Genomic DNA, 14,224 nt, shown 5'->3' on the forward strand with positions numbered 1-14,224 from the left:
TGGGTAAAGTTAAAGATGGACGAACTTTCTATTTAACAACGGATGGATATGTCCGTGGTGGCGTTTTGGATGATATGAAAGAGAAGGCTCGAATGATTCTAAGTGGCGAAGTTGAAAGGAGTAAGTTATTCCCCTTCATCTGCAAATTAGACTCCGAAGAAGAAGTCGAAGATATTGCAAACTGGGAAAAAGCCAATCCTTCTATTCGAGATAATATGGAATTATTCGAAACGATGAAAGAAGAATGGGCCGATTGTCAAACCAACATTCCTATGCATGTTGAATTCATGACAAAACGGATGAACATTCCGAAGCAGCTATTTCAACATAAAATCGCTACTTATGAGGATCTTCTTGCAACAGATCAACCCTTACCTGATGATTTACACAAATATGAATGTATTGGTGGTGTAGATTACGCAGAATTACGCGATTTCTGCAGCGTCGGTTTGCTATTCAAACGGCAAGGGAAGCGTTATTGGATTCACCATACCTTTATATGGCATCAGGCATTGAAAATGCAGGATATTAATCAAGATATTATAGATATAGGTGTGGAAAAAGGACTCTTCACCATCGTCTATGATAAAGAAATCGAGCCCAAACGTGTTATCAATTGGTTTTTAGAAAAATCGAAAACATACGACATTAAGCGTATCGCGATTGATAAATTCCGTTCTGTAATCTTGAAACCTTTATTAGAAGAAGCTGGTTTTAACGAAAGAGTTGAGATAGTAAGGCGCGGGCAGTACATTCATGCTATGTTAGACCCATTAATCCAACATCTATTCATAAATCATAATATTGTTTTCCACGACGATCCTGTTATGCGTTGGTATTGCGGGAATGTTTATGTGGACGAACTAGGAAATGGCTCAAAAGAATATAAAAAAATCGACCCTGTCAAAAGAAAAACTGACGGGTTTTTTGCGTTCACACATGCGCTCAATTTCGACGGTGATCTTGAAGACTATGCAGTCGATTTAAACGATATGCAAGTATGGTCATTCTGAGAAAGGGGGTGAAAAAATGGGAATTCGTAATGTTTTTAAAACCTTTTTAGGAAAAAGTGATAATGGAACAGTCCCGGATGTTGATTGTAGTGTGATGACACTTAAAGCTGAAATTGCTTACAAGAAATTGTATGTTAACGCTGCTATAGATTTAATTGCTCGTAGTTTAGTAGCTTGTGATTTTGAAACATATAGAAGTGGCAAGTTAAAAAGAAGTTTGAACTACTACCAATTAAATGTGGCACCAAATAAGAATGAAAATGCCCATGAGTTTTGGTATAAGGCTGTCCATCAGTTAATTTACGAAAAGGAAGCGTTAATTTTACCTATAGGTGAGGAACTGTGGATAGCTGAATCGTTTCATCGTGAAACTACGAATGGTTTCAATGAGTATGTTTATAAAAGTGTTTCGATTAACAATCAGCTTTTAACGAAGGAATTTAGAGAACAAGACGTTCTATACTTGAGCCTTTCTGTAGAGTCAATAAACAACGTGATTAATAGTTTATATAGTTCATATGGACTATTACTAGCTAAAGCGATGTCAGATTACAAAGGCAATGGAAGAATACGTTATTTGTTCAGAGGCCGTTTCATGAATTCGTTAACTGATGAAAACGGAAAAGCTTCGCAAGAACTTTTTGAAGAGAAAGCAAAAGATTATATGAATCCTGAAAAGTTAGCAGCAATCATGTTCTTACCTGACAACGTACAAATGGAAGATCAAAGCAAGGACCCACGTAATTTAGATACGAGGGACATCAAAAACCTTGCAAAAGATATGTTAGATTTCGTGGCAACTGCCTTCCACATTCCTCCTTCATTACTAAGTGGAATAAGTGAAGGTGGCATTTCAACTACCGGTAATCCTACTGGCGATTTAGATAACTTTATCATATTCGCAGTAAGACCAATAGGGGAAATGATTACTAACGAATATAACAAGAAGATGTTCTCTAGAGAGCAATATTTAAGTAAAACATACATTAGATTCAACATGGACAACTTCAAATTGTTCGATCTTACTAAGTTTGCTAATTCCGTTGACAAGCTATTTGCAGTCGGTGGCATGAGCATAAACGATGTATTAGAACGTTTAGGAAAAGAACAAATAAAAGAAGATTGGGCTAATGAACGTTATGTTACTAAGAACTATGAGAGAGCAAGGATAAGCGGAACTATGAAAGGGGGTGAAGATATTGGAGATGGAAAAGATTCAATCGAAGTTCCTAATGATGGACAACAATCAACAGGACAATAGTAAATCAGTCATTTATATGTATGGGAATGTTGGTAAAGCTCCTTTCGGTGACATTTCTTCTCAAGGTGTAAGAGAAATGTTAGATGGTGTTACAAATGACATTGAAATTCACATCAATTCAAATGGTGGCGATGCGTTTGAAGGGATTGCAATTTGCAACTACTTAAAAAATCACCCCTCTAATGTAACTGCCGTTATTGATGGTATAGCCGCTTCAGCCGCTTCATTAATTGCGATGGGTGCTAATAAAATCGAAATGCCTTCTAATACCACTATGATGGTACATCGTGCATCGACATATGCATTCGGTAATGCTGACTCATTAGAGAAGCAAGCTAAAATGCTACGTGACGTTGACGAAGCGTTAATTCAATCTTATAACAGCCGTTTTAACGGTGAGTTTTTCCAACTAGAAACACTTCTAGACAACGAAACTTATATGACCGCTGAAAAAGCTAAGTCATTCGGTTTCTGTGACGTAATCACTGATTCAATACAATCAAGTGTGGACAGTGAATCTGTAATTACAAATGAAGTTGAAGAACAACCCATCATCGCATCTATCGAAAACGAAGGTGACAAACGTACTCAAAACGCTGAAAAATCAGCTAACTTTATGGTTTCACTATTAAAATCTATTAAACTGTAGGAGGTAATTTACAATGATTAAAGACTTAGAAACGAAATTTGAAAATCAACAAAATTTAAGTAAGGTTTTAGCATCTGGTTCAGATGAAGAGGTGAATGATGCGTTAGTTGCATTCGCTCAAGGTATTCAAGAAAAAATTTTAGCACAAGCATCAGTACAATCTAGCGATCAAGCTATCTTAGCTGCTCGTGGTGGACGTGCTTTAACTAGTCAAGAAACGAAATACTACAATGAAGTAATTGCAGGTAACTCTTTTGCTGGTACTGAAGCATTAGTACCACCAACTGTTATCGAACGAGTATTTGAAGACTTAGTTCAAAATCATGAATTATTATCTGAAATTACATTTGTTAACGTCGGTGCTTTAACTGAATGGATTCTGAAAAAAGGTGATATCCAAACTGCCTTCTGGGGTAAATTGTGCGCGGCTCACAAAGAACTTTTAGATGAAGGTTTCGAAACGATTAAAATTGAGGAATACAAATTATCAGCATTTATGCCTGTATGTAAAGCAATGTTAGACCTTGGCCCGACTTGGTTAGATCGCTACGTTCGAACTGTATTAGTTGAATCTTTAAAAATCGCTTTAGAGTTAGCTATCGTTCGTGGTACTGGTAAAGATCAACCTGTAGGCATGATGAAAGATTTATTAACTGTTACAGGGGGCGTACATGCTGATAAAGCCGATACTGGTAAGTTAAAAGACCTTAATCCTTACACTTTAGGTAATATCATGGCTCTACTTACTAAAGATGGTAAACGTAATCCATCTAATGTGTTACTAATCGTTAACCCTGTAGACTACTGGTCTAAAATTTATGGTTATACTACACGACCTAACATGGATGGAACTTACACTTATAACGTTCTTCCGATTCCAGGTAAAATCGTTAAATCAAATGCTGTTCCTAAAGGTAAATTAATCGCTGGTATGGCAAAAGATTACTTCCTTGGATTAGGTGGAGCACAACGTTTAGACGTTTACGATCAAACACGCGCTATCGAAGACGAAGATTTATACATCGCTAAAATGTACGCTAATGGTCGTGCTGAAGAAAATGAATCATTCTTAGTTTATGATATTTCTGAAATGAAAGACCCAGGTACAGCGGTGACTACTCCAGCACCTACTAAATAGGGAGTGATCCTTTATGAGTGACAATCAATCACAGGCGACGTTACAGTCGCCTTTTGATTTGTTAGAAGATGTAAAACATGCACTAGCAATCACTTGGGATGAAGAAGACAAGGACATCATAAAGCTTATAGATCGTTCCGTTTATTTTATCAATGATTTAGTAGGCGCTGAACTTGATCTAGCCGTCAATTTATCCGCAAGAGAGCTAGTTATTAACCGTATTCGTTATGAATATAACAATGCGTTAGACAGTTTCGAAAGTAACTTCAGACAACCACTTTCACGATTGATATTACATGTCGCAATCGATGAAAGGAAGAAGAATAATGGCAATTGAACAACATAGAAAAACATTTAATGATGGATTTATTAGCGTTAAGGAAAGTAAAACGATCCGGAATAGCGCTAAAAAAGTAATCGGACGTGAAAATGTCGAGATTATCAGACTTAGATTTTCGGAACTTTCGTGCCGTGAAGTTGATATTCAATTCGCTGAAAGTATTGATAAAAAGTTAGATATGAAAATTGAAACGTTATACGCTCCTATGTTCAAGAATAAGGATGTGGACAGCCTAATAATTGAATTACGAGGACATTCTTATAGCATCATTAAAGCGGATCGGTTTAAAAATAGCATGTATTTATACTTGCAAAAGGTAGGTGGTCTAGATGACACTGAATGATTTAATTGAAAAGTTTAATAGTAAACTAGTCCAGCATTTAGAGTCTTTCTTCCACACTGTAGAAGTATACCAGGACTCAGTTCAGGAGGATGAAGCGAATCTATCCACAATCAACCATGTTGTATTTGAAACAGGTGGGTTTGTTAGAGCGGGGGCAAGCGCATTTACACAAGATGTAACAGTTTATTATTTTTCGGAAAATCGTGAGGACTTAGATGTATTGCAAGTTGAGTTTATGAGTTCACTAAGTAAAACTGGCCACATATGTAATAAATCGCTCAAAGAAAAAATGAGGAAGAAAGATACAGAGTTTTTTGTTGATGTATTAACATTCGAGCTTACAAGGAATGTAAAATATGCCTGCTAATTTTAGTGTTGATGCTTCTAAATTTGAATCTTTGCAAAGAAACATTGAGCGATTACCAAACGTTGCGGAAAAGATAATAAATGAAGATTTAAAGTCTAGAATTGCACCAGTAATGAAAAAGTCAGTTCTTGGCTTAATGCCTATATCGAATAGAAAGAAAGCCCACGCTAAACTATATCAATCTATTAATGACGATAACAAAGAGAATTTAACATTAACATTAAAACCAAAATCGAAATATAGATATTTAGTTTTCCCTGATTTGGGATTAGGTACAAGTAAGAAAAAGGCGGCCAAAAAGTTCATGGAGCGTGGTGTGGATAAAAAGGTCGATTACTCTATTGAGGAATTAAATAAATCTTTAATAGAAGAAATAAATAAAACTTTAGGAGGGCAATAATATGCCAGTTACAGTTGATGTATTTGATGCGGTCGAGATTAAAAATGCTAGTGTACTTTTTAAAGGTGAACATGTAACTGACCCATTCGGTTGTGTAGGTAAATTAGATGCAGAAACAGAAATTAAATCAGTTGAAAAGAAATGCGGCGGCTTTACTCAAAAGAAAAAATCAAAACCAACACAAATGAATGTAAAAATTAGCGGTCACATGCAATTAAAGGTTATTCGTAACATTTTTGGTATTACAAACGAAGGGTTGATCGATGGCGTTTACTCATATGGTATCGACAGCTTAGGAAAAGATTTTGCGTTCGTTGCGGAAGAGCTTGACATATTCGAAGAAAACACACGTTTAATCGCATTCCCTAATTGTACAAGTGCAACAGGTTTTGTTAAGAGTGTAGAAAACGGTGCTGAAGAACTAGCCGAAGTAGAATTAGAAGTAACAGCGTTATCTGACGAATTCGGTCGTTTCTATTATGAAGGTATCGAACTACCGGAAACAGTTGCAAAAGAATGGATGACAAAATTTGATTCGGCTAAATTACGAAAAACAGCACAAACAAAATAAATTCTATCAAAGGTGCTCTTTATGAGTGCCTTTTAATTTTGATTATAGGGAGAGAAATTACATGACAAAAGAAATTACGTTATCAAATGGTGAAGTAGTGAAGGCGAATCCTAACTTAACAGCTTTAACATTATTCAAATTAGAAAAAGAAGGCATTATCGATAAAGGATTTTTAAGTACTTTATTAAACGCTGGCGGAATTCAGAACATTGATTTATTAGATACGTTCCGTATTGTTTATGCGGCTTATCGTCAAGCAAATCCTACTGGATATATGGAATTTGAAGCATTCATGGAAGTATATGAAGTTGATATGTCAGAGGCGTTCGATTATTTCGGTGCAGTTATGAAAAAAGAAGCTAAAAACAACATGGCAAAAGGTTTTCAACAAAAAGCCGGAAAAAAGGCTTAAAACTTCCTAAATTCGAAATTGAATTCGTTGTGGACTTATACAGTCTATACGTATTTATTTTTGAAATATCGGAAAGTGACTTTTGGAATTTACCCTTAAGGGATGTTCAAAGAATAGCAGAAAACAAAAGTGCTTACGAAGGGTGGAAAGCCTATATCCAAGAAAAGGAGAGTGGAAAATAAATGGCTACTCCTTCAAAAGAAACCATAATTAAATTTAAGGCTGACACCGCTGATTATAAATCTAAGATAAACGAAATGAATCAGGCGAATAGAGCCTTAACACAAGAGTTAAAGTTAGCTCAAACACAAATGAAGTTAACCGGAACTGATGTTGATAAATATAAGACTTCGTTATCCACACTTGAGAAGCAATATGATATCGCTAAAAACAAAACAAGAGAGACAGCGGAACAACTTCAAAGAACAAAACAAGTGTGGGGAGAAAATGCAACAGAAACAAAGAAGGCTGAAGAAGCGTTACGACGTGCACAAATTGCTGAAACTGAAATTTCTAACAAAATAAAAACTACTACCGAATCATTAAAAGAAGCTAAACAAGCTGAAGCATTACGAAATAGTGAAATAGGTAAGTCAAAGCAAGCGTTAGAAGGTTTGAAAACAGCCCATTCCAGTTTGAAAACTGAAGCTGATAAATTAAAATCGGCATACGATCTCCAAGCAGCTTCACTAGGAAAGAACGCTTCGGAAACTTCCAAGGCGAAATTACAATATGACTATTTAAAGCAAGCGCAACAAAACGCTGGTGAACAGTCTCGAAATTTAGCGCAACAATTAAATAATGCTAAAACTGCATTCGGCGCTGGATCTGAAGAAGTTAAAAGGTTAGAAACCGAATTAAATAGGGCAAGACAAGCTGAAATTGAACTAGGCAGAGAAACGAAAGCTCTAGAAAGAAGAGTTGGAGACAGCTTTAAAACAGCTAAATCACACGTTCAAGAATTCGGTAACAAAGTAAAAGAAGTCGGTCAAAGTGTTTCTAGTGTAGGAAAAGACATGTCAATGAAAGTGACAGCTCCTATAGCTGGCGCCATGGGTTACGCTGCAAAAGAAGCATCGAAATTCCAACATGAAATGGCTGATATTCGAAAAGAGGTAAACGCAACAGGGTTAACTTCTCAACAAGTTAACGACGTTATGAGCAGAATGTGGGATAGTTCCCTTGCTAACTCTCAAAAGTTTGGTGTTAGTACCGAAAAAATAAATGAAGGTTTACTTGTGTTAGTTAAAGACGGTTACACAGCAGAAGAAGCGATGCGAATCATGACTGTTTCTCTCCATACTGCCCGTGGCGCGAATGAAGATTTATCAAAAACTGTGGACGGATTAGGATCTGCTTATGAAGCTACAGGACAAAAAACAAATAACGCTGAGCAGAATATAGCTGGTATCAATAAGATGGCTGACATATTCGCTTATACAGCTAACCATACAAAAGCTAGCGTTCATTCTCTAACAGAAGCAATGTCAATTATCGGGCCAACTGCAAATTCAGCTGGACAAGATTTATCAACAACCGCTTCTGCTGTAGGTTTATTACAATCTAATGGTATTGAAGCGTCTGTAGCGGCAAGGGCTTTGAAATCTGGTTTCGTTAACTTAACTAAGCCAACAAAGGCTATGTCTAAAGCTATGGCGAAAATGGGATTCAGTGCATTTGATGCAAACGGACAAATGAAACAATTACCTCAAGTCATGGACGAACTTGAACACGGTTTACAAGGAATGACACAAGAACAACAAAACGCTACAATCGCTACAATATTCGGTAAAGAACATTTAGCATCGTGGCAAATACTTGTTCATAGTGGCGGCGAAAAGCTTAAAAAAATGTCTGATGATGCCCGGAATGCTACCGGAGAGGTTAAACATTTATCTGAACAAATGGAGAACACACCGGAAAATAAATTCAAAGAATTACAACAAACACTTCATACTTTAGCCGTACAATTCGGGACTGAAATATTACCTGCGTTAATGCCTGTTGTTGAAAAATTAAAAGAATTAATGGACTGGATTTCTAAACTTGATCCTAAAACTAAACAAACAATCGTAATTATTGCGGCATTAGCGGCGGCAATTGGCCCGTTATTAATAGTCATAGGAGCTACGATAACAGCCATAGGGACGATAATAACCGCCGTCGGTTCGGTAATTGGTTTTATCGGTACTCTAATAGGTTGGATTTCAGCTATAGCTGAAGCGATAGGGATAGTAGTCACCGTAATAGCTGCATTTGTTGGCGCTCCTGTCGCATTAGTTGTAGCCGCAATAGCTGCAATAATAGCAGCAGTCGTAGCAGTTATAGCTATATTTAACAACTGGGGAGGTATTACAGATTGGCTTAAAGAAAAATGGAGCCAATTTTCAACATGGATGTCAGAATTGTGGACAACAATTAGCGATGCTTGTTCTAAAGGTTGGGATAATGTAACCCAATCGATTCAAATGGCATGGGATATGATATCGCAATGGTTTAGTCAACAATGGGAAGAGTTTAAAAATAATTGGAATAACTTTTGGGCTGAAGTTGGCAACATAGCAAATGAAATGTGGACAGCAACGATTGAATGGTTTTCAAGTACATGGGATTCGTTCAAACAAATTTGTTCTGACGCATGGGAAGCTGTAAAATCAGGTTTCTCAGCATTCTGGGAAGGTTTGAAAGAGATCGCGCAAATAGCTTGGAATATTCTATTCCAAATCATAACATTCCCTTTACAGTTGTTATTAACTGCTTTCATTTTAGGATGGGAATTAATAAAAGAACCGGTAACACAATTCTGGGAATGGATTAAACCTTACATCGAAGAAGCTTGGAATGCTATTTCCTCTACTTTTATAGAATATAGAGATATGTTAGTTAACACTATCACAGAATTGTGGAATGCAATCACAAGTGCAACCAGTACAGCGTGGAATTGGATTACTAATATAATCCGTGAAGCATGGCAATGGATCACTGATACTGTAAATGAATTTTTGGGCCCTATAAAACTTAAAATACAGGAAGGTTGGAATTACGTATTAAATATAACATCAAAGGCGTGGAACGCGGTTTCGACGTTTATTTCTGATGTTTGGAATGAGATTGTTGGATATATTAGGAACAAGATAAATAAAGCAACAGATACTGTTACAAGCGGTTGGACTTCAACTAAAAATACAACATCCAACAAATGGAATGAAATAACTTCTACTATTTCGAGAGTTTGGAATACGATAACTTCGAATATTAGTAATGCAGTAAATGAAGTGAAAAGCAGAATTGAAGGCGCTTGGAATGTAGTTTATGCCATAACTTCTGGTATTTGGAACAATGTCGTATCTAATGTAACTGGCGCTTGGGATAGGTTGTCTTCTGGCGTGTCTGGAACATTCAATTATATCTCTAACATCGTGCGTAGCAATTGGAGTTATGTTTCAGATATCCTTCAAAGTGTTTACAAACCGATTAATAGTGTAGTTGGTTTCTTTTATGATCTTTGGAATTCTATTATAAGAGTAATGAACGGTATTATCGATACGGTTACAAGAGCGTGGAATAAAGCTGGTGGCATTTTAAACAAATTAAATCCATTTAGCAGTTCTTATTCTATAAGTGTTAACGATAATACAGGAAATCAAGGAATTGCCCCAGCATCATTCGCAGCGCCAAGGGCATTAGCTGTTAATTTAAATCAAGGCGTTCCATTAGCTCCATTCTCTTCTGGAGGTGCACTAGGAGATACGGTACAAAGGATTACTAAAACAATAGGTGGCAATGGTATTCTTTCTAATTTACCTAACATTGTTAACAATTCATTGTCATTGAGTAAAGGTGTTAACGCTAATCAGCAACAACAACCACAAGAAATTAAAAATGAAGTGACTTTTAATACAACTGTTAAAAATGAAAGTGATCTAAATAAAATGTTTGAAAAAGCTGATGATTGGTTTGCAAAGAAAGGACAAATGTTAAATATCGGTATAGGGAGGGCGCGACGTGGTTGATATTCGAATAAATGAAATATTAGGACGTGACTATCTTCTTTGTATGGTAGAGCGCCCTGACATACCAACAGCAAAAGAAAAAATAGAGTTTATTGAAGTTCCTGGTAGAGAAAACGGATCATTAACAAAGAAAAATGGTTATGAAGACGTTACTTTCAAGATTGACTTTAACTTGTTAGAAGATTATAACATCAAACCATTGTTACGACGTATAAAAGCGTGGCTATTGAACGCTAAAACCCTTTCTTTTACAGATGATAACGTTTATAGAAAAATAAAAAGTGTGGAAATAGGTAGTATCGCTAATGAAATAGAAGAATATGGACAATTCGAAGTTACTTTTGTAGCTGATCCATTCGAATATGCTATTCTACAACCTTTGGAAATAACTAAGACAACTACTCTTGTAAACTCGGGCACTAAGTATTCATTACCTAAAATAACGATTTATGGTAGTGGATCAATTACTGTTACGATAAATGATGTTTCATTCTTAATTAAAAATGTAAATAGTTCAGTAGTAATTGATTCCGAGTTAAAAGAAGCATATTCGAACACTACGCCGATGAATAGTAATATGATCGGTAATTTTCCCACATTCTCTGAAGGTGCAAACACAATAAAATGGACTGGAACTGTTACAAAGTTACAAATTGACCCGAGGTGGCGTTACTTATGATTACATTATATAAACCAACTGAAACGGATTTTACTCACAATGGTATAGGTATTTTAGATGATAATATTTACGATGCAGTTATTGAAGAAGAATTAAATGGTTTATATGTCTTAAGTTTTAAATATCCGTTATTCGCTCCGCATGGATTAGAAATAGGTGGTCAATGTTTAATCAAAGCGCCAACACCTGATGGCAATCAATTGTTTCGTGTAGCACGACCTGCACCTTCTATGGGTGAATTACACGTATTTTGTTATCACGTATTCTATGATCTCGTTGATAACTTGATTGAAGATACATTTATTCAAGAAAAGGGCGGACAAGCAGCATTACAACAAATGAAAGAACGTATGCAATATAACACTAATTTTAATTTCATTAGTGATATCAATACAATTTCTAGTTCTCGTTTGGTTAGAAAAAACCCAGTCGAAGCAATACTTGATAACAGCCAGGACAACTCTTTTCTTAGTCGTTGGGGCGGGGAATTAAAAAGGGATAATTTCACCGTCCACATGCTAAGAGAACGTGGAAAAGATCGCGGTGTTGTTATTCAACACAAAAAAGATTTATTAGGATATGAAGGCGATGTTGATTGGCAAGGTGTTATAACTCGAATGATGCCTAAAGGTTTTGATGGACTACTGTTACCAGAAAAGTACGTGGAAAGCTATAACGCTAGTAAATATATTAAACCTAAAATTAGAGTTGTTGAATTTGAACACATTAAAGCAGCTATTGGTGATTATGCTTACGACGAAGACGCAGTTCCGTTACCACAAGCATATGAAATGTTACGCAATGCCGCAAAAAAAATGTACGATGAACAACATGTTGATTATCCAAAAGCGACATATAAAGTAGAGTTTCAAGAGCTATCTCAAACTGAAGAGTATAAAGATTTGGCGGTATTACAACGTGTATATATGGGAGATACAGTAACAGTTATACATGAAGAAGACGGTTTCGAAATTGAAGCTAAAGTTAATCATTACAAATACGACCCGATCAATGAAGAGTATATCGAATTGACATTAGGCAATTTTAAAGAGTCATTCGTGGATATAACAGGCAGAGTTGATAATGTTGAGAATAACTTCAATGATATTAGAGATAGCGTCAATGGTATTAAAAACAACGTTAAAGGAATGGAAAAATCAATATTAGAACAAGCACGCGAAAATGCTACGAATTTAATCAATAGCGGTTTCGGTGGCCATGTTCGTATATATCCAGAAAGAATTTTGATTATGGATACAGCTGATGAAAGAACCGCTAAAAAAGTGTGGCAATGGAATATCAATGGATTTGGTTATTCCTCCACAGGCATTAATGGACCCTATAATACGGCAATCACAATGGATGGAAGGATTGTCGCTGATTTCATTACAACGGGTGTGCTAAACGGTAACTTAGTACGTGGTGGAGAGATAGTTGGTTCTACAGTACGGACAGACAACGGTACTAACTATGTACACATCCAAAAACAATTCATACGCTTGATGGAATCGAATTTAACGCGAATGTTTATTGGCTATTACAAAAGAGCTGTTGATAGCCAAATACAACCAACAATACTTATGCATGATGATGTGGATACATCACGTTTCCGCGATGGTACTTTAACAATATCTCAATTCCCAGTGAAAGGAGAAAATTACTATACCGGTAGCTTTGGTATTGTAAAAGGTTATGATGCGGATCAAACTCCACATTATTGCGCTAAATTAAATGTGGATACAAAAGGGGATGTATCTCTTAATGGAGATAACTATATTTATATTACTGGTAATAACGGAGTTACCCTAAGGTCTGATAAACAATTTAGCGCCTATACTAATACAATTCGTCTAGATTCTGTTAGCCACGTAGATATTCTTACTGGTGGGGCTTTGTTTATGAAAAGTAATCAAAATACAGAGGTCAATTCTGGTGGGCATACAATTATCACTTCTGGAAAAGGTATAAGTCAGTATGCAAAAAATGGATCATATTGGGTTGAAGTAGCCAACGGTGCTACCTTCACAGTATCTAATCCATCGAATGCATTTTGGGTAGACTCTGCTGGTGGAATAACGTTAAAAGGTGGATCTAAATCCGTATGGATGGACAGTCAGTCTTCCATTGTATTCAACTTAAAAGGAAAAAATATGCTTGATATAGTTGCAACGCCCAACGCTGAAACAGACCTTCGATTCCAAACAGTAATGCTACGAAATGGTAACGTTGAGGGATATAAAACACTTCAGGTTAAAAATGGGTCAGGAAGTGCATATAACGCTGTTACAGCATCAGCTTTTCAAACGGCATCGAAACGTGAATACAAAACAAATATTCGTGACGTGCAGTTTAGCGCAATAGAAAAAATTATGGCACTTCAAATCCAACAATACAACTTGAAAACAGATATAGAAGACTTATATGAGAAGCGAATGAATCGTTTTGAAGGGGACCCAATTCTTACAACAAACGATATAGAAACTTACTATGGGTGGATTGCAGATGATGAAAATACTCCTGAGTGTTTTGTTACAAAAACAAGAAATGCAGCTGAAATATATTCTTCAGTAGCAATTCAAATAAAGGCATTTCAAGAAGAAAAACAAGCGAAAGATGCTGAAATTCAAGAGTTAAAAGAAGAAAATAAACAAATGAACAGTAGAATTGAAGTTTTAGAACAACTGTTACTTCAAAATTTAATTGATAAGAAACCGGAGCAGCCATAAGCTGGTCTTTTTTTATTGCCTAAAAAGGGGTGGTCAAAGTGGAAGCGTTACAAGATGTACGAAGTGATGTTCAAGAAATAAAGCAAGATATTAAGGACATTCGCTTAGAGATTAAAAGCTTAGAAATGAGGACAACAGGTAACGAGAAAGACATTATCAATATCAACAAACAGCTAGATAAAATCAGCGCCAATACTACCTGGATTTTGCGACTTATAGTTGGCGGAATTGTTGGTGGCATTCTCACTTTCTTAATGAAAGACCAACTATGAGAAGTCAAGGGGAGTTTTTTATATAAATAGGGGGTGTTTT

At 36.1% G+C, this 14,224-nt stretch carries 14 protein-coding genes; all 14 read left to right on the forward strand.

What is annotated here, in order from left to right; all coding sequences use genetic code 11:
* Positions 1-1,013 (forward strand): terminase TerL endonuclease subunit (locus CQ064_RS32160; RefSeq protein ID WP_258166718.1); only part of this gene is annotated, 1,013 nt, incomplete at its 5' end.
* 16 nt (positions 1,014-1,029) lie between these two features.
* Entirely contained in the window at positions 1,030-2,274 is a 1,245-nt protein-coding gene (locus CQ064_RS32165; RefSeq protein WP_000512879.1) for a phage portal protein, read from the forward strand.
* 16 nt (positions 2,275-2,290) lie between these two features.
* Positions 2,291-2,923 carry a head maturation protease, ClpP-related gene (locus CQ064_RS32170; RefSeq protein WP_003272656.1) on the forward strand — a complete coding sequence of 211 codons (633 nt, stop codon included), beginning with the start codon at positions 2,291-2,293 and terminating at the stop codon, positions 2,921-2,923.
* A 13-nt stretch (positions 2,924-2,936) separates the two neighbouring features.
* Positions 2,937-4,061, forward strand: coding sequence for a phage major capsid protein (locus CQ064_RS32175; RefSeq protein WP_000588590.1), 1,125 nt, complete (start codon positions 2,937-2,939; stop codon positions 4,059-4,061).
* Between the two features lie 13 nt (positions 4,062-4,074).
* Positions 4,075-4,398, forward strand: coding sequence for a hypothetical protein (locus tag CQ064_RS32180; protein ID WP_001282872.1), 324 nt, complete (start codon positions 4,075-4,077; stop codon positions 4,396-4,398).
* Positions 4,388-4,744, forward strand: a complete 357-nt coding sequence (locus tag CQ064_RS32185) for a hypothetical protein (RefSeq protein WP_000963758.1) — start codon at positions 4,388-4,390, stop codon at positions 4,742-4,744. The genes CQ064_RS32180 and CQ064_RS32185 overlap by 11 nt, the downstream gene beginning before the upstream one ends.
* Positions 4,731-5,111: a hypothetical protein gene (locus CQ064_RS32190; RefSeq protein ID WP_000174092.1), complete on the forward strand. Its 381-nt coding sequence runs from the start codon at positions 4,731-4,733 to the stop codon at positions 5,109-5,111. The genes CQ064_RS32185 and CQ064_RS32190 overlap by 14 nt, the downstream gene beginning before the upstream one ends.
* Positions 5,101-5,511 (forward strand): hypothetical protein, encoded by a 411-nt coding sequence (locus tag CQ064_RS32195; RefSeq protein WP_001111193.1) that lies wholly within the window; start codon positions 5,101-5,103, stop codon positions 5,509-5,511. The genes CQ064_RS32190 and CQ064_RS32195 overlap by 11 nt, the downstream gene beginning before the upstream one ends.
* A gap of 1 nt (position 5,512) precedes the next feature.
* Positions 5,513-6,082 (forward strand): hypothetical protein, encoded by a 570-nt coding sequence (locus CQ064_RS32200; protein WP_001145608.1) that lies wholly within the window; start codon positions 5,513-5,515, stop codon positions 6,080-6,082.
* A 61-nt stretch (positions 6,083-6,143) separates the two neighbouring features.
* The gene (locus tag CQ064_RS32205) at positions 6,144-6,494 is read left to right on the forward strand and encodes a hypothetical protein (RefSeq protein ID WP_000159510.1); all 351 of its coding nucleotides are present in this window, start codon (positions 6,144-6,146) and stop codon (positions 6,492-6,494) included.
* Between the two features lie 182 nt (positions 6,495-6,676).
* Positions 6,677-10,507, forward strand: a complete 3,831-nt coding sequence (locus CQ064_RS32210; protein ID WP_000235149.1) for a phage tail tape measure protein — start codon at positions 6,677-6,679, stop codon at positions 10,505-10,507.
* A complete protein-coding gene (locus CQ064_RS32215; protein WP_000227695.1) occupies positions 10,500-11,186 on the forward strand; it encodes a hypothetical protein in 687 nt (228 codons plus the stop codon). The genes CQ064_RS32210 and CQ064_RS32215 overlap by 8 nt, the downstream gene beginning before the upstream one ends.
* Positions 11,183-13,912, forward strand: coding sequence for a phage tail spike protein (locus CQ064_RS32220; protein ID WP_000631955.1), 2,730 nt, complete (start codon positions 11,183-11,185; stop codon positions 13,910-13,912). The genes CQ064_RS32215 and CQ064_RS32220 overlap by 4 nt, the downstream gene beginning before the upstream one ends.
* A 38-nt stretch (positions 13,913-13,950) precedes the next feature.
* Positions 13,951-14,184, forward strand: a complete 234-nt coding sequence (locus tag CQ064_RS32225) for a hemolysin XhlA family protein (protein ID WP_000387824.1) — start codon at positions 13,951-13,953, stop codon at positions 14,182-14,184.
* Positions 14,185-14,224 lie beyond the last annotated feature (40 nt).

It is taken from the genome of Bacillus sp. MYb78 (assembly GCF_002975115.1).
GTDB lineage: Bacteria > Bacillota > Bacilli > Bacillales > Bacillaceae_G > Bacillus_A > Bacillus_A cereus.